Source organism: Ignavibacteria bacterium, assembly GCA_041649015.1.
In the GTDB taxonomy this organism is placed as follows: domain Bacteria; phylum Bacteroidota; class Ignavibacteria; order Tepidaquicellales; family Tepidaquicellaceae; genus CAIKZJ01.
Genome location: JBAZNU010000002.1, coordinates 273,010 through 290,488, shown reverse-complemented (window position 1 = coordinate 290,488; position 17,479 = coordinate 273,010). Strand labels below are relative to the sequence as shown.

The window sequence follows — 17,479 nt, the reverse complement described above, 5'->3', positions numbered from 1 at the left end:
AAGAATGTCAATATCGCTTCGCTCAATGACATTCACTCGAAGTGTGGATAAATAAAAAATATAAATTTATTTAAATGAAGCGGAATTAACCGAGTTGATTAAAAGCTTATGAATAAAAAAGATTTTAGAGACAAAAATAAATAAAGATTAAAGAGGATATCAGAATAACTTAGATATAAATAACATTAAGATTAAAGAAATTTGAGAAAATAAATTAGATAAAAATTAGAGAGATACTGGTGTATAGAGTTGAACCTTGAAATGAAGGAAAGCATAAGAAAGAAATTGAGAGAATCCTTGAACAGGAAGTTGATATGAATGTAGAGAATCCTTGAACAGGAAGTCGATATGAATGTAGAGAATCCTTGAACAGGAAGTTGATATGAATGTAGAGAATCCTTGAACAGGAAGTCGATATGAATGTAGAGAATCCTTGAACAGGAAGTCGATATGGAAGTACAGGTGATTACTTATGATGAATTGAAAATAAATAATAAAGAATTTGAACTAGCTACGAATGTATAGTAGATTTGTATGAGTTGATGAAACCATAGTTAGATAAAGATAAAAGAAGGAGAGTTAAGACCCGCTTACCCGCCCAAAAGACCTTTTATTAAGAGAGAGTATTAGATACTAGAGTATAATGTCAGCTCGTATATTTTAGCTAAATGCCTTTTGTATAAAGAGATAAGGAAAAAAAGTCGTATATTAAAATATGGCTAATTTTTGTATTTTATACGAGGTACGTATATGGAAATTAGCACTTACAGAATAGTAAAAATACCGGAATTAGAACACCTTATCTCGAAGAAAGGTGGTGGCACTTGGCGATCATTATATGATGTGTTTTACTACACAAGGTTGTTTAAGTATGTCCGAAAGTCCCAATACACTAAAATAAAATCGCATCTTTTTAAGGTTACGTTTGATTGGAAATTGAAAGAATTGTGCGAAAGAGGATATCTTTTTAGTCCAAGCGAAGATGTATATTGTTCGACTGATTTAGCTTTCCCTATATTAAGAGAAGCCGGGGGTTACCAATTTCCCCTACCAGAAGAACCCAAAGGCAAAGGCGATATAAACGAGCTTAACAATACCGAAGTTTTAATTAAGATATTTAGAGAAAAAACAAAAGAGGAAACTTTTTTAACGTTTCTTTACCCGAATTTTGGATATCTTATTCCTGATGCTTTATTAGTTGAATTAGATAAAAAGGAAAAGAAATATAAATTAACTTTTATTGAAGTTGAGGCAAAAAAACCTGAATGGGAAGATGTTATTAAAAAGAAAAAACAGAATTATTTAAATCTAGCAACTGATATACAATTTTTTGTAAAGTGGACAGAATATTGTGAGCTTTTAAACCTTCCAAAACCAGATATTCATTCAATAAAATTTACTGTAACTATTTTTGGTAATTTAAATATTGATTTAGGAAAAGGATTTAATATTGTACGAGATTTTTGATTATAAAATAACTCCATTTAAAACTTTACTCTTTCTTGTCGCAAGCGCATTAATAGAATATTTATCTTATATTAGTTATCGGCATGTTGCTCATTTCAGTGAAATAATGAAGCACACTTATTCTACCGGAGGAGAAATTTTAAATGTAGTAGCATGGCCATTCGCAATAGTAATGATCGTGGTAGGTTTTATTCTTTCAATTATTTTAATTTGGTTTTTTCTTAAAATGTTATATTTTGGTTTTAGAGATATTCCCAGTGTAATTGTAAATGAATTTCACATAATAAAAAGAATTTGGGCTAACAGAGGATTTGGAAAGTATACGTTATTCGGAGGATTGAGTTTCTATCTTAAATTAAGACAACGTGTTTTTGCTTATTTTTTTGCTTTTATATCAATAGGTATAATTACTTGGTTTTTCGCTTTCAAACAACATAGTTATGAAAAAACTTATTGGAAGATAAATTTTTATTACAGTGAACCATTGCCAACTTTTACTTTTAAACCAAATAAACCTTATACCATAAAAACTGATGCTGATTTTTATGGAATTATAATAAATGGATATAGATATATTACTGGTAAAAGTACATCTTGGACTCAAGATGAAAATAATAAAATATCTTTAAATTTGCCTAGGAATTGGAATATTACATTTCAAGATACTACATATATAGATTTTATGTTTTACTCTGATCATATTAATGAGTTATTTAGTCAAACATTAGAAGTGTGGGAAGGTGTAAGTAATGGAAGTACAATTTTGCCATCTCAATTTGCATATAATAAAAAAATTGAAACTAATAAATTAAACAAAAATAAAAATTCGAAAAATAAAAAGAATAAAAAATGATTTGGTTTATTATAGGATTAGCAATAGTTGTTTTTGTTGGAAGTCTAATTGATTTTTCTTGCAATGGTTGGGATTTAACTAAGCAATTTTTTACAGATTCAGGATGGGGTATGATTGCCATAATTGCAGGGTTCATTTCATTATTATTATTCTATGCTTCTAGTAAATCATATAAAGACCTAAAAATCAATGAATCTTTTTTACCAAATCCGAAAAATTTTAATAAACAAAACAAAGGGAGATCAGCAATGTCAGTATTAAATAAAGATAACCAAATAATTGAATATGATTTATCGCAGTTAACAATGAAATCATTAGTCAAAAAAATGGCTTATGAAATGACTAAGCCTGGTCCGGTATTTTTTAAGGGTTGGGGTAATCATAGATTAGAATTCGATGTTGAAAGAGTTAAGATTATCGGTCGTTATATAACATCTCTTAGGGATACTGGAAATGAATTAATGCAATTACACGCTGATTCTATTTTGAGTTTTGAGACAATAGAAAAATTAACTTTAATAAAAAGAAATGATTTACAAAAACAATTAGAACAATCTAAAGTCGATTTGAATTTCGTTAAATTTGAATATCAACATAGAATAAAAATAATGAGTTTAGAAGAAGAAAGATTAGAAGAAGATATTTTAATGCAAAGAGCTTTAAGAGAGAAAGTTGAGACAGAAAATTTAGTACTTAAATTAAAATCAGAAGCCGAATATCAATTAATGATTGCTAAAGGTTTGAAAGAAACACAGGTGGCTCTAATTTTAGCTGAAGCTGTAAAATATTTTAATGAATTACCCGCAGTACTAAAATCATATGTGACTGTTCAATTAGGTAATGAAAATGCTGAGAATCCTGATAAAGATATGGAATTGCAAGAGCAAGTTAAAGAATTCGTAATTAGAAAACAAAATGCAGAAGCTAGAAAAATCGAATATGAAGCTGATGAAAATGAAGCAAAAAAAGATACTCTTAAAGCAAAATTAGAAAGAGAAAGGTTAAAATATTTAGATAATGGAAAGATATAATCTTAGTTTAGGATTTTTAAATGATTTTAATCATGAACAACCAGAGATATATGATCTAAAAGACCGCTTTGAACATACTTATATTGTGGGTAAAACTGGTATGGGTAAGTCTTCCCTACTGGAACGAATGGCTGAATATGATATTAAGCAAGGTATTGCCACTATTTTTATTGACCCTAAAGGTGACAGTGTTAAAAAACTTTATGAACTAACCGAAGACAAATCACGAATAATTTATATTTCGATTAAAAGCCCAATTGTTATAAATCCTTTAAATAAAGAAGGCTACAAATTAGATAATATAATTCAAGAGTTTATTCAGATTCTTGATGTTTTAGTAACATTAACCGCTTCTAATCCTGAAAGCACAGTTTTAATGAGAGAAATAATTGGAGTTGCTATGAGGTCAATTACTAAAGAAGAAGATAAAAATCTTGAATACCTTACTAAGTTTTTATTATATCCCGAAACAAGACAAAAGCTTTTAAGCACACTAAGACCAATGAGTGATGAGTATATTTATTGGAAAGATTTTGATGAAAAAGATAGAAATATACCTCGTAATAGATATAAAATTGAAAGCGCGCAGAGATTAGCTTCCCGTTTAATTGAAATCTCAACAGGTGAAATGAAAGATTTTGTTATTGGTAAAAACGAATTAGATATAACAAACATTGTAGAAAATAACAAAGTTGTTTTAGTAGATACTTCACGAATGAATCGTAATAGTAGAATTTATTTATCTAATCTTATTGTATACGCTGTACTTTCTTATTGTGAATTTGCTGATAAGAAACTTAATCCTTTAATGGTTTACGTTGACGAATTTCAAATAGTAGTTTCAAGTCTTTTCTCTGAACTATTAGCTAGAAGTCGAAGCTCTAAAGTAGGTTTTACTTTAGCACACCAAAACTTTCAACAGATACCTAAAAACATTCTTGGCTCTATTTTTGGAAATGTCGGAACAACTATTTGTTTTCGTTGCGGTGATGAAGAAGCAGAACGCTTTGCACCTATTTTTGATGTAAAAACTAAAGACCTTTTTAATCTTCCGAAATATCAAGCGCTAGTCAGACTGGGTACCAATAACATTTTAGTAGAAACATATCCGCCTAAACTTGAAGACACACCCGAAATAATAATAAAAGAAAAACCTACCATAACAAATCAATCATTTATGTTTTTAGGTGACGAATGGATTAATTTTTGATATATTAAATATGTAAGTCTGAAATGTGTTGCTTGACTTGGTAGTACTTTTAAGATTGAGTATTATGACCGTATATTCAACTATTCATTTGCACGCCCTTTTGGTGTAATGCCTTAGGGGGCTTGGGATATATGGGAAGAAGGACTTGCTCAAAATTGCGGTTAAGACGAGTTAGTCCCACAAACTTTTCTTAATTGTTAGACTTACTTAAAGCATTAGGAATAGCATCACAAAGTTTGCTATTTCTTTTGCTATATGGTACAATAAAATAAACTTAAAATAAGGAGTATTGTACCTTGTCAAACACATATCTTAATTTCGCAGAAATAAGCACAGTTCCTTTCAAAGATTTATTGGACTGGCTTAATATCCCCTATCAACAGGATAACGGGGAATTAAAAGGAGATGGCTTTATTATCAATGTCTCTAAGAACCTTTTCTTTGAACCTAAAGGTCAAAACAAAGGCTCAGTAATAAACTTTCTTTCTAATATAAAAGAAATTGATTTAAGGACAGCCGCGCTTGAAATCAAAACTCAATTTCAATCACAGGCTCAAGAACAAAAGAAAGAACTTCCTAATCTCTTACTTGAACATCATAAGATGTTAGAGCCTTACGGGATTACAGAAGAAATCGCGAAAGAGTATGAAGTAGGTATTGTCAGGCAAAAAAGTATATTTGCCGGTAAAATTGCTTTTAAGGTTTTTGATGAAAACGGAAATCATACTGGTTACATTGCTTATGACAATAAAACAGGAAATTGGCTTTTCCCTAAGAATTTTAAACGAACTGTTTATAACATTCACAGGGTAAAAGAACCGTTCGCTATCTTAGTACCAAGCACTTTTGATGTTTTTCATCTTTTATCAATCGGATATCCTAACACCGTAGCTTTAATGGCTAAGTCAATGACTGAAGAACAGGAAAGACAGCTTAAAGCATTTAAGCATATTCTTTTACTTCATTCTGAACCTGACAATATCGTCATCAGACTATCTAAGAACCTTTTTATACAAGCACCCCAGATTGATAAAAAAGTATCTGAGCTCACAGAAGAAGATATTAAGTCTCTTTTGTAAACTAAAAGCCCTGTTATCCTCTTGACAGGGCTTTTTACTTGCAATTATTTTCCTGTTTGATATAATATAGCTAATAAATCTTAAACTAACATTATGATCGAAATCCTGAATTTAATAAGAAGAATAAAAAATCAGAATAATATTAACATTATATTGCTTTTGATAATTATTTACGTATTAAAAAAAAGAAATCATTAATTATATGATTCGCTTCATACTTTTCCTTATTTTTATATATATAATATTTTTCGTTTTCGGAAATGAGACTCTTGAATTGATTAGTTCGGTGATTTTATTATTGACAAAATTCGTAAATTATTTTGCGAGTATTATTCCAAGCACATATACTTTTTGAATCATTAGGCAATTATAGACTTAGTATGTGCAAATAACACATTACCAGAGGCTAAAAATTGCCCTATAACGCACGAAAACACAAAAGAGGTATCAAAGTACCTCTTTGTTACTTTAGGCTCAATATTCTTTAATTGGACGTAAGATTTTACGGTGAACATGCTTAGAATGGAAAATCGTCAGCTTCAATTTCTCCTATGCCTGTATTTTGATTTGTTTCCTCGGTATCGTTAATTCCTATAATCCGTTTGGCTCTACTCAAAACATGGTCGTAGGTCATTATCGATAAATTATGATAGCTAGAATTCAAAATTCGAAAAGCTTCTCTTTGTTCATTGTTCCAATTATATGATCTTCCAAAAATCAATATACAGCGTGGTTTTATCGTTTTAACATTACCAACTCGTTCCAAGAATTTAATACTATTTGCTTCACGCTCCACCTCGTAAATATATTTCGTTGCTTGCGTGATAGCTTTGGTTAAGTCGGCTGACGGCACATAGTTCCCATGGTCTTGCGAGTCGGCCCAATACCTCAAACTGCCTTCGGGTCGTTTGATTTCGATGATATCCAAAAAACCATCATAAGCTTGCATTAAATAATCTGTTATGTTTTCGGTATCAATTTCTCTCTCGTCTAAAATCCTTACGAATTCGCTCCCAAGCACCCAGTCATTATTTTTCAACCATTCTTGCCATTTTTGTTCAACTAAATTTTGGTTGAGCATATTCTCGAATTCTCTGACTGCATTTATTCTTGTTTGATTTTGTAAACTAGCGATGAGATCTTCCGGTAAGATATTATTCTTCGCGATAAAGTCTAAAACTTTCTGTTTGTCTGGATCAGCAAAAATTGCCTTTAAATGTTTAACTTGTTGATGGTCAAACTTTTCATCAATTGGAATATATTCCTTAACTCCCTTTTTGAACGGCTCGTAGTTTTCTGATAAAAACGCAAGCAAATTTTGAAATTCCTCATTGTCTAAAGTCAATTCACTTTTGGGATTTTCAACTTCAGGTGTATCTGGTGCAAAATTATTTTTGCTATATCTTCCAATTTTTAAGCAAATATCCTCTTGGTGTGCCTTACGAGGAATCTTCCAAAAGGCAACTCGCGTAAGCGTTTTCGTCTTTACTTTAAGTAATCCGAAAAGATACTCAATTCCGCTATCAGTTCTTTTTATCGTTGCCATTTTATTATTCCAAATCTAATTTATCCAAATTATCACTTACACCCATAATATTTTATATTTCACAATGATGTATCAAAGTACCTCTATTATGCTATATTCTCTATATTATTTAATTCTTTTAAAAATTCTTCAGCATCTTTTTTGGATTGTTCATCAGTATATCTCCTATCTGAATCTTTTCCTTCAATAAAATAATTCAATTCTTTTTTTACTTCATCAGTATTAATATGATTATTATCTAATAGATAGGAAGTAAGTCTTCCTGACGGAAATCTTTCAATAATTTTTTCGAATAATTTGATTAAATCTTGTTTATTTTCAGTAACCATCTTCAATATTGGTGTTTGTTTTCTTTCGTTTAGGTAATAACTTTTAACATATTCACAATCACCCCTGTTAAAAAGAACATCAAAAAATTTTGCCTCTGAGAAATAATCATATGCTTTTGTATAATATATTATTGTTATTCTAACAATACCACCATGCCCGTCAATCTCTTCAAATTTTATATCATCTAATAATCTTTTTTTTACTGGATGAACACTATAGGCATTCACTTTTTCTTTAATATTTTTTGATTCATTGTAAATATTTCCATTTATATTGATTTTTATGTCTACTATATAACTAGATTCTGAACCACTTTCACTTATAGCATTATTTATGCTTACCTCAATTAGATCAACATTATTCATAGATACTCCCTTTTATTTTGTTTAATTTTTTAAAAGTATAGAGCTAATATTTAGCCCAAAAATATATATTAAATTATTATTATTAATTATTTTATATACAATTGTCTAAATTCCTTTATCGCATTAATTACCACTCCACCAAAATTAGGAACGTTTTTAAATAAAAAGTCTTGTATTTTATCTTCATCTTCAGTGTCTAAGAGATTTTCAAATTCTTTTTGTTTCTCTTTAGGAATATTATCTAAAATTGCAATATTGATTCTATCTTCTATTCTAGTTCTATAATCACTTTTTAATTGTTCAACAATTTCTAGGCTTAAATCTTCATTCATCGTACTAATAATATCGTCAATACATTGTTCTATTATTTTTTCATTATCTTCCATAGAATATCCTTTCTTATAATAATTTTAAAATTAGCTTTTAATTGTATCGATTATGTTTATTTACTGTAAAATACATATATTATAGTTTAATTTAACTGATAAATTATCAGGAGGTTATAAATTTCTGACAATAAGGTAAATTTTAAAGAATAATCTATAAATAAATCATTGCGTTCTATTTAAAATTCAAAAATAAAGAATTTTAATTGAATTATAATTGAATGCTATTTTTGCTAAATTTCATAATATATGTATCTTAATTAGATGCAGATAATTAATGAAGAATATTACTGAGAAAAAATATAATTCCAATTTAAAACGTGCCGGAGCAGCGATCGAGGATTCCCTTGAGCTTTTGCGGAATTGGACAGATGAACTACCTGAACTTGATTTGCGTAAAAAATTAGTTCATGAAAATGTCTTAGCAAAAAAGAGTTATAGACGAAGAAAGGATTTCCTTGATTTTATATTTTTACCAAGATATATCAGGGCTTATCCGGAAGGTCATTGGAAATATTTACAAATACTTGATAAAGCAAATATACCATATGAGATTTTAACACAGCTACTTTACTTTTACACTGCTCTTAATGAACCCTTTATACCTTACTTTATTAATAACTATCTACTACCGCGATATGAGCAAGGTATTTTGGAAGTTACATCAAATGGAACAAGTAATTTCATTAGGGATGCAATTAGTTCAGGTGATATCAATGTTAATTGGACTGAAAGTGTCTTGGGTGGAGTAGTAACAGGTTTATTGAATGCTTTAGCAGGATTCGGTATATTACAAGGGAAAGTGAAAAGAACCATTGCTCCAACTTTCATTCAGCTTCCGGCATTTTATTATATTTCTTTTTTTATTCATACTGAAGGTTTTTCTGGAGAAAAAATACTGAAACATGATTATTGGAAGTTCTTTCTTTTAAACGAAATTGAATTACGACATTTATTTCTCGAAGCACATCAACAAAAATATTTATGGTATGAAGAAATAAGCAATATATTTAAAGTTAGTTTTTTTGAAAAATCATTTGAGGAAGTTGTAAATGTCATCATTAAGAGAACAACTTGAACAATTAGAAAAGGATTTATCTTTTGATAAGATTGCTATAAGTCCTTACCACGATTTACCTTTTGCAATTTTTAGATATGAACCTAATTTGGAATTTGAAATGCGAAAGGAAATCAAACTATTAGCAACACGTCTGAATAATAAAAGCAAAAACATTGAATTAATATCTTTAGCTGACTTATATTATGAATCCATATCAAATGAAGGAGGAATAGAGTCACTCTCAAATGAAGAAAAAGAATTCAAATTTGAAAGAGCTCAGGAATCTTTAAATGTTATTTTATCTGATCCAGACTATACTCCAATAACAAAACTTTTAGAAGAGAAGCTTAATAAAATATCAAAAAATAATACAATAGTATTTCTATATCGCGCAGGAGTATTCGCACCGAATGCATATAAAATATCTGTGCTATTGGACTATATGAAAGGTAAAACAGATATCCCTTGTGTTTTATTTTACCCTGGTTCGTTGAAAGATAATATTCTTTATTTTATGGATTTATTTGATCAACCACCCGGTAGTTATCATGTAAATATTTATAATAAATAAATATGGCTAATATTCAAGAAATAATTAAAAGTTCAGGATTTATTAATGAATCAAAAGCAATTTTGATTGAAGATTGTTTAACTCAATTAGAAGGTACATTTGGAATTAAATCTGATGGTAGTTTTGAAAATATTTCTTCTTTACCTAATCTAAAAAAGTTTTTAAAAGATTACGAAATAAGAGAAAAACTCGAGGAATATTTTAATATTCAGGTCAGTACAGGGAAAAAAACTATTGAAATAATGTCTTCAATAGTTAAAGAATATGCTTTTACTTACCTTAACAGGTTTGTTGCTTTAAAAATGATGGAAGAACGAAAGATTATTAAGCAATCCTTCTCAAGGGCTTTTGAATCCAACAATTTTAAATTCTATTTGGCTGATAATCCGGAAATAGAAAAAATCTGGAAGCAAGGAAAAGTATATGAATCTTATGAAAGATTTTTAAATTGGCTTTTTACTGATTTATCGAAAGATGAAGAGATAAAAGTTTTGTTTGATCCTGAAAATATTTGTTCTTTATTATTTCCTCAAGAAAAAACATTAAGGAATTTATTTGAGATATTAAACAAAGACTCATTGAAAGATATTTGGAAAGAAGATGAGGTAATAGGATGGGTTTATCAGTATTTTATAGAAGATGAGAAAGAAAAAGTATTTAATAAAATATACAAAGAAAAGAAAAAGCTAGGATTAAGAGATATTCCGGCAGCAACTCAGATTTTCACTCCTAAATGGATAGTAAAATTTCTTGTTGAAAATACACTTGGAAGACTTTGGATTAGAATGCATCCTAATTCAAAATTGAGAGAAAAGATGCAGTATTTTGTTCCTAATGAACAAGATAATGATTTAATTCCTCTTAAAAAAGTTTGTGATATTACTCTTCTTGATCCGGCTTGTGGAACAATGCATTTCGGAATGTATGCATTTGATATTTTTTACGAAATGTATCTCGAAGAAATTAATAATGCAGGAAATGATGGTTGGTTAAAGGAAGTATCAGTCAAAGATTTAAATCAAATTCCGCAATTTATTATTGAGTATAATATCTATGGGATTGATATAGACCTCAGAGCAATTCAGCTTTCTGCTTTATCGCTTTATTTAAAAGCAAAATCAATAAATAAAAACATATCTCTTGGAAAATATAACCTGACTTATACCGATATTCCCCCGTTTTCTGAAGATGTACTCAATAAATTTGTTAAAGAACTTCCAGTAGAACATGAAATAACAAAAAAACTACTTTTACAAATTCTACCGGTATTTAATAAAGCTTATTATTTAGGTTCATTATTAAAAATTGAAGAATTAGTTGAATCTTTTGTTGAAAAAGAAAAAGTAACTCTTGAAAAAATATACCAATATGATTTGTTCAGTGATGGAAAAAAAACTAAGCAAATGGAATTAGACCTTCAAATTGATAGGAAAATTATATGGGAAGATGTAAAAACAGAAATTAGAGAAGCATTGTTTAAATTTTCGGAATCCAATAAAGAAAAAACTGGAGCGTTTATTGCGGGTGAATCAGTAAAAGGAATAAATTTAATTGATGCGTTAATCAAAAAGCATGATATAATAGTTTCGAATCCACCTTATAGTGGTAAGAGAAATTGGCCGGAATATCTAAGTAAAGATTTAAAAGAAATATATGAAAAAAAATCCGGCGATTTATACACATGTTTTATTGATAGATGTATTGATTCTGTAACATTTGACGGTTTTCTCGGGCTTGTTACTATTCACACATTTATGTTTACAAGTTCAAATGAGGAGATAAGAAAAAGAATAATTGAAGAAACTCAGATAGAAACACTAGTCCATTTAGGAACAAAGACAGAATTCGAAGTAGCGAATAAGACAGCTCAAGGATTCGTAATGTATGCATTACAGAAAAAAATAAAAGATAACTCAAAACGAAATGGAGTATATTTTAGAGTCGTTAGCGAAGAAGATGTTGAAAAACAAGTAGCTTTTTTAAATGGACTAAAATTATTGTTGAATAAATCTGACAACCAATATATAAATTATTATATTATTGACCAATCTAAATTAAAAATTATTCCTTCTTGGCCTTTTGTTTATTGGATAAGTGATGGGATAAGAAATTTATTTTCAAAGAAATTATTGTCAGATGTTGCTATTGCAAGGCAAGGGCTTGCTACATCAGACAATTTTAGGTTTTTAAGGTTATGGTGGGAGGTAGATAAGAATAATATTTTCTTTAATTGTCACGATAAGGAGGAATCATTAAAATCTGATAAAAAATGGTATCCTTATATGAAAGGAGGAGAAGTTAGAAAATGGTATGGTAATCAAGAGTATCTTATAAATTGGAAAAAAGACGGGAAGGAATTAAAAGAGTGGGCATCTTATCTTTATAAATCGTGGTCACGTATTATTAAAAATGTTGATTTATATTATAAGGAAGGGGCAACCTACTCATTTTTAACAATAAGTAATTTAAGTGTAAGATTTTTACCTATTGGCTTTATTTTCGATGTAGCTGGTTCTACAATATATCCCCAAAAAATTGATAACATAGTACTAATTGGATTGTTGAACTCTAAACTTCTATCTTTTTTAATAAAACTTATAAGCCCTACTGTGAATTATCAAGTCGGTGATTTGTCTCGATTACCAGTTCCGGATATAAATTCTTCAACATATAATATTATTAACTTCAAACAATCTGTTCAAAATTGTGTAGATATAATGAAATCTTTAGTTGATAAAGATGAATTAAGTTGGAATTTTGTAAATCCGACCGACTGGACTTCAGGATTAATCGAAGCATTAGAATTTGAGATGAAACTATTAAAATATGAAACCGAAATAAGTAAATATTGCTATAAATTATTTAATGTTTCGACCAAAGATATTAAAAGTATAGAAGAAGATTTTGGAAAACTACCAGGAGATATGGATAATATTAATGATATAAAGAACAAAAGTTTAGAAAAAATTGAAATATATTATTTAAAAAAACATATTCCCTCTGAAGTATTAAAACAGACTTCTGAAGTAGTTAATGAAGATGATATTGAAGATGAAAACAGTGAAAATAAAAATAATTTAAAAATTTCTAGAAAAATATTAAGATTTCTAACTTTAGAGGAAATTTGTCTTGCCTCCGGTTTTCATCCGGATACGGTGTGTAATTATATAATTACAAATAAATTAGAAAGACCTGAAGAAAAATACGAACTGGCGGTAAGGTGGATATCTTATGCAATCGGAATTTTAATGGGACGATTTGATTATAAAGAAGTAAAAGCTGACGATGATGGAATTTGTGTTTTAGATGAAGGGCATGCTGACGACCTTCCAAAAAATATTTATAACTCACTTGAAATAATACTGAATGATAAAAAAGCATTAGAAATTGTTGAAACAATTAATCGAGGAACAACTGACAATCCTATAGAGGTATTAAGAAAATTCTTAAGCAGAGAGTTCTTTATTGATTGGCATTTACCCATGTATAAAAAGCGACCAACATACTGGTTGTTACAATCGAAGAAAAAAAACTATGGATTTTATATTTATAATTTAAAATTTACGAACGAATCTCTATATTCATTAATTCAGAAATATATAATTCCTAAATTACAACTTGAAAATGCTAAGCTAAAGGATTTAATCATTAAACGTAATACTTCTTTTGGAACGGAAAAAAGAAAAATTGAAACAGAAATCTCCAGAGTTGAAGATTTATTAGATGAAATTGAAATATTTAAAAAAGATATTCAAGAAGTAATTGATACAGAATTTAAGCCGGATATAGATGATGGAGTAATTCTAAATATGGCTCTTATTTATAAACTTATACCAAGCTGGAAAGAACCAGAAAAGTTTTATAAAGAATTGAAAGAAGGAAAATATGAATGGTCATCTGTATCAAAAACACTTTTTCAAAAAAAGAAATAATAAATAAATTAATATTATATTATGAAAATTAAAGACATTTTTGAAAAACCTGTAGACAGGAAAATAGAAGAAGTTATTAAAGTCACACAGGATAATGAAGAGACAGTTTTTGATGAAATACAGGAATACGTTGTCACCGATAAAATAAAAACGCACTATCGAGATATATTAAAATCCGTTATAGATGCAAAAAGTGCTCCACACGAAGGTATTGGGATATGGGTATCCGGCTTTTTTGGCTCCGGTAAATCCAGCTTTGCAAAAATATTAGGGTACATACTTGAAGGAAGAACTGTTGTAGGAAAAGATACGCGTGACTTATTTAATCATCAGGCAAATGATAAATTCATAGCTGATAATTTGAATTTTCTAAAAAAAGCAATTCCTATAAAATCTATAATATTTGATATCTCGATGGATAGAGGTGTAAGACAAAAAGATGATAGTATTACTAAAATTATGTACAAAGTATTTTTAAGAGAATTAAACTACGCTGAAGATTTTGATATCGCTAAGCTTGAGATAGATTTAGAGGAAAATGATAAATTAAACAAATTTATTGAAATATATGAAAAAGAATATGAATCGAAATGGTCAAAGGGTAGAAAAAGAGCTAGTGCTTTAAATGAAGCCAGTGCAGTGCTTCACTTAATGGAACCTAAAACTTATAATTTACCTGATTCCTGGGTTAAAACTATAAAGGAAGGGCGAGCAGATATTACACCTATTAATTTTGCGAAAATTGTTTTTGAGTTAATGGACAGACGGCAAAAAGGTACTTCGGCAGTTTTTATCGTGGATGAAATTGGACAATATGTTTCAAGGAGTGTTGATAAAATGCTTGATTTACAGGCGATTGTCCAAGCGTTAGGTGTTGAAAGTAAAAATAGAGTAAAAGCTAAGAAAGCTATTGCACCAGTTTGGTTAGTAGTTACTTCACAGGAAAAATTGAACGAAATTGTCAGTTCATTAGACGATAAACGAATAGAACTCGCAAGATTAAGAGATAGATTTCCAAACGAAGTGGATATTGTACCAACAGATATTGCAGAGGTTACAGGGAAAAGAGTACTTAGAAAAAAAGCTAATGCAATTTCAAATCTAAAAACATTATTTGATGCTAATGAGCACAAACTTAATCAATGTTGTAAATTAGAGCATACTTCAAGAAGTTATAAAATAACACAGGATGATTTTGTAAATCTTTATCCTTATTTACCACATTTTATTGAATTATCTATAGACATAATGTCTGGAATAAGATTACTCCCAGGAGCGCATAGATTTAGTGGAGGTAGTAACAGAACTATTATTAAACAAGCTCAACAAATGTTAATAAATCCAAAAGTAAATCTAGCCGATGAAAATATTGGAACATTAGTTACATTAGACAAAATCTATGATTTAATCGAAACAAATCTAAGTAGTGAAAGACAAAAAGATATTGCAGATATATCAAGAAGATTTGCAGATAAAGAATGGGTTTTAAAAGTTGCAAAAGCAATTTGTTTATTAGAATTTGTAAGAGATTTACCAAGAACAGCAGAAAACATTGCAGCAGTGCTTTTCCCTCATATTGATTCGGATTCAGTTTTGTCCAATGTAAAGCTATCAATAGAAATACTTGAAACAGGCAAATTTATTAAATTGACTGAAGACGGATATAAATTACTAACAGTTCAGGAAAAAAACTGGGATATAAAACGAAATGACCTCTCTCCGAAACCATTAGAAAGAAATAAAATTAAAAAGGATGTTATAAGCGACATCTTAAGCGATTCTAAAATTACAATTTATAAACATAATGGAAGATCTTTTAAAATATCTTTTAAATTAGATGACCATAATATAAGTCAAGAAGGTGATCTTAAAATTGATTCATACTGTATCGATGAGAAAAATAATAAAGCAAATGCAGTGAATGATAATAAAATATTATCTCGGGAGGATCGTAATAAAAACAAAATTATTATGGTTTTTTCCCTAAATGAAGATATTCATAATCTAATTGATGAAGTGTTCAAATCCGATAAAATGATTGAAAACCATAAAAGATTAGCTGCAGAAGGAATGTTGCCTGCTGATGAACATAAATGTTTTAATGATGAAAAAATTAGAAAGGATAAATATTCAAGGAGATTAAGAGAATTAATTGAACAATCAATATATACAGGGATTTCGCTTTTTAGAGGAGTTGAAAGAGATATGGCATCACTTGGAATTAATTTAATTGAAAGTGTAAAAAATTTGATTGATACATATTTCAGTGACATTTTTCCAAAATATGAATTAGGGGCTAAACCATTAACAGGTAAAGAAGCTGAGCAAATACTCACTGCGAATAATTTAAATGGTTTACCTACTGTAATATATGATTCGGGAAATGGAATTGGGCTTATTAAAAAAGAAGGTGGTAGATATATAATTGATACTAATATAGATATTTCTCAAGAAATCATGAATTTTGTTAATCAAAAACATTCATTCGGAGATAAACTAACGGGAAAAATACTGGATGAATATTTTAGTGGATATGGTTATGGTTGGCAAAGAGATATGCTTAGATTAGTCTTAGCTGGACTATTTAGAGCGGGTAAGATTGAAATTAGTTACCAGGGAAAAAGATATCGCGATTATACGGAACATTTAGGTAGGGAGGCAATTACAAATAATAATGCGTTTAAAGTCGCTGCATTTATGCCAAGAGAACAGACTTTAACGTTACAACAAATTAAAGATGCTTGTTTTAATTTTGAAGCTATAACAGGAGAAGAGATTGATGCTGATGAAAATACAATTTCCAAAGCATTAAAAATATTAGCTGAGAACGAAAAAGAAAATCTTTATTCTATCAAAGCACTGATAAATGCAAATAATTTACCTTGTAAAGACTTCATTGAAAATTTACTGGAGACTTTTAAACAAATACCAGAGAATAGTTCAGATGATTGTGTGAAATATCTTGCTGAGGAAGGGAAAGAATTAAAACAAAATCTTGACAAAGTAAAAAAAATAACAGACATATTAACTTCTAATATTCAATCAATCAAAGATTCAAAAGTTATTCTATCTGATTTAGGAACTTTTCTCTCTGCAAGATCTGAGAAAGACGATAAAATATTAAATACTATTCAAGAACTTAAAGAGAACTTAAATAGTGAAGATTTCTTTGAAAGAATACCTAAAATAAAAACCGATACTGAACTTATTAAGAAAAGATATGCTGAATTATACACTGAAGTTCATAATACAAAGAATGATAAATATAAAGTATTAAAAGAAAGGATATTAGGAGACATAGAGTGGAATAATTTACCACCGGATTTGCAGGAAAGTATTTCAAAAGAAATTCAAGCACATATATGTGAAAAGATAGATTTATCACTTTTAGGAGTATGTAATAATTGTAGTAATAACTTACCAAAAATAGAATCTGATATAGATGCCTCAGTTGGAATTGAACAAAAAATTAAATCAAGAATTCAGGAATTTATTAAAATAAACAATGAAAAGGTTGAAATCATAAGAATAGTTGATTTCATTGACAAATCTGTAACTGATATTAATGAATTCAAAGTACAACTTAATAAATTATTGAACCATATAGAAGAACTATTAAAAGAAGGTAAAAGAATAATTTTGGAATAAC

At 28.9% G+C, this 17,479-nt stretch carries 12 protein-coding genes; 9 read left to right on the top strand and 3 right to left on the bottom strand.

Going from position 1 to position 17,479, the window contains the following annotated elements:
• Nucleotides 1-750 precede the first annotated feature (750 nt).
• The 5 genes from WC644_04355 (at nucleotide 751) to WC644_04335 (ending at nucleotide 5,640) form a co-directional block, all read left to right on the top strand.
• Complete coding sequence (locus WC644_04355; GenBank protein ID MFA5011166.1) at nucleotides 751-1,467, top strand: hypothetical protein; 717 nt, start codon at nucleotides 751-753, stop codon at nucleotides 1,465-1,467.
• On the top strand, nucleotides 1,451-2,320 hold the full coding sequence (locus WC644_04350; GenBank protein MFA5011165.1) for a hypothetical protein: 870 nt from the start codon (nucleotides 1,451-1,453) through the stop codon (nucleotides 2,318-2,320). Before WC644_04355 ends, WC644_04350 begins: the two co-directional genes overlap by 17 nt.
• The gene (locus tag WC644_04345; protein MFA5011164.1) at nucleotides 2,317-3,351 is read left to right on the top strand and encodes a hypothetical protein; all 1,035 of its coding nucleotides are present in this window, start codon (nucleotides 2,317-2,319) and stop codon (nucleotides 3,349-3,351) included. The genes WC644_04350 and WC644_04345 overlap by 4 nt, the downstream gene beginning before the upstream one ends.
• Nucleotides 3,338-4,561: a DUF87 domain-containing protein gene (locus tag WC644_04340; protein MFA5011163.1), complete on the top strand. Its 1,224-nt coding sequence runs from the start codon at nucleotides 3,338-3,340 to the stop codon at nucleotides 4,559-4,561. Before WC644_04345 ends, WC644_04340 begins: the two co-directional genes overlap by 14 nt.
• 296 nt (nucleotides 4,562-4,857) lie before the next feature.
• Complete coding sequence (locus tag WC644_04335) at nucleotides 4,858-5,640, top strand: hypothetical protein (protein ID MFA5011162.1); 783 nt, start codon at nucleotides 4,858-4,860, stop codon at nucleotides 5,638-5,640.
• Nucleotides 5,641-6,157: 517 nt separating this feature from the next.
• Here the strand turns inward: WC644_04335 and WC644_04330 are convergent.
• The 3 genes from WC644_04330 to WC644_04320 all read right to left on the bottom strand — a co-directional run bounded on the left by WC644_04330 (nucleotide 6,158) and on the right by WC644_04320 (nucleotide 8,267).
• Nucleotides 6,158-7,186 (bottom strand): Shedu immune nuclease family protein, encoded by a 1,029-nt coding sequence (locus WC644_04330; GenBank protein MFA5011161.1) that lies wholly within the window; start codon nucleotides 7,184-7,186, stop codon nucleotides 6,158-6,160.
• Between the two features lie 86 nt (nucleotides 7,187-7,272).
• Nucleotides 7,273-7,881 carry a hypothetical protein gene (locus tag WC644_04325; GenBank protein MFA5011160.1) on the bottom strand — a complete coding sequence of 203 codons (609 nt, stop codon included), beginning with the start codon at nucleotides 7,879-7,881 and terminating at the stop codon, nucleotides 7,273-7,275.
• Between the two features lie 86 nt (nucleotides 7,882-7,967).
• On the bottom strand, nucleotides 7,968-8,267 hold the full coding sequence (locus WC644_04320) for a DUF5663 domain-containing protein (GenBank protein MFA5011159.1): 300 nt from the start codon (nucleotides 8,265-8,267) through the stop codon (nucleotides 7,968-7,970).
• 277 nt (nucleotides 8,268-8,544) lie between these two features.
• Between WC644_04320 and WC644_04315 the strand changes: the two genes are divergently transcribed.
• From WC644_04315 to brxC, 4 genes are read left to right on the top strand one after another with little or no spacing between them, the layout of a single operon-like run.
• Nucleotides 8,545-9,345 carry a BrxA family protein gene (locus WC644_04315; protein ID MFA5011158.1) on the top strand — a complete coding sequence of 267 codons (801 nt, stop codon included), beginning with the start codon at nucleotides 8,545-8,547 and terminating at the stop codon, nucleotides 9,343-9,345.
• Complete coding sequence (locus WC644_04310) at nucleotides 9,320-9,898, top strand: BREX protein BrxB domain-containing protein (protein MFA5011157.1); 579 nt, start codon at nucleotides 9,320-9,322, stop codon at nucleotides 9,896-9,898. The genes WC644_04315 and WC644_04310 overlap by 26 nt, the downstream gene beginning before the upstream one ends.
• A gap of 2 nt (nucleotides 9,899-9,900) precedes the next feature.
• Complete coding sequence (gene pglX / locus WC644_04305) at nucleotides 9,901-13,830, top strand: BREX-1 system adenine-specific DNA-methyltransferase PglX (protein ID MFA5011156.1); 3,930 nt, start codon at nucleotides 9,901-9,903, stop codon at nucleotides 13,828-13,830.
• Nucleotides 13,831-13,851: 21 nt separating this feature from the next.
• Nucleotides 13,852-17,478, top strand: a complete 3,627-nt coding sequence (gene brxC / locus WC644_04300) for a BREX system P-loop protein BrxC (protein ID MFA5011155.1) — start codon at nucleotides 13,852-13,854, stop codon at nucleotides 17,476-17,478.
• Nucleotide 17,479 lies beyond the last annotated feature (1 nt).

Bases quoted from the DNA above. Each gene is read 5' to 3' on its own strand.
- WC644_04355 (MFA5011166.1), top strand. From the start codon at position 751: ATGGAAATTAGCACTTACAGAATAGTAAAAATACCGGAATTAGAACAC.
- WC644_04345 (MFA5011164.1), top strand. From the start codon at position 2,317: ATGATTTGGTTTATTATAGGATTAGCAATAGTTGTTTTTGTTGGAAGT.
- WC644_04340 (MFA5011163.1), top strand. From the start codon at position 3,338: ATGGAAAGATATAATCTTAGTTTAGGATTTTTAAATGATTTTAATCAT.
- WC644_04330 (MFA5011161.1), bottom strand. From the start codon at position 7,186: ATGGCAACGATAAAAAGAACTGATAGCGGAATTGAGTATCTTTTCGGA.
- WC644_04325 (MFA5011160.1), bottom strand. From the start codon at position 7,881: ATGAATAATGTTGATCTAATTGAGGTAAGCATAAATAATGCTATAAGT.
- WC644_04320 (MFA5011159.1), bottom strand. From the start codon at position 8,267: ATGGAAGATAATGAAAAAATAATAGAACAATGTATTGACGATATTATT.
- WC644_04315 (MFA5011158.1), top strand. From the start codon at position 8,545: ATGAAGAATATTACTGAGAAAAAATATAATTCCAATTTAAAACGTGCC.
- WC644_04310 (MFA5011157.1), top strand. From the start codon at position 9,320: ATGTCATCATTAAGAGAACAACTTGAACAATTAGAAAAGGATTTATCT.
- pglX (MFA5011156.1), top strand. From the start codon at position 9,901: ATGGCTAATATTCAAGAAATAATTAAAAGTTCAGGATTTATTAATGAA.
- brxC (MFA5011155.1), top strand. From the start codon at position 13,852: ATGAAAATTAAAGACATTTTTGAAAAACCTGTAGACAGGAAAATAGAA.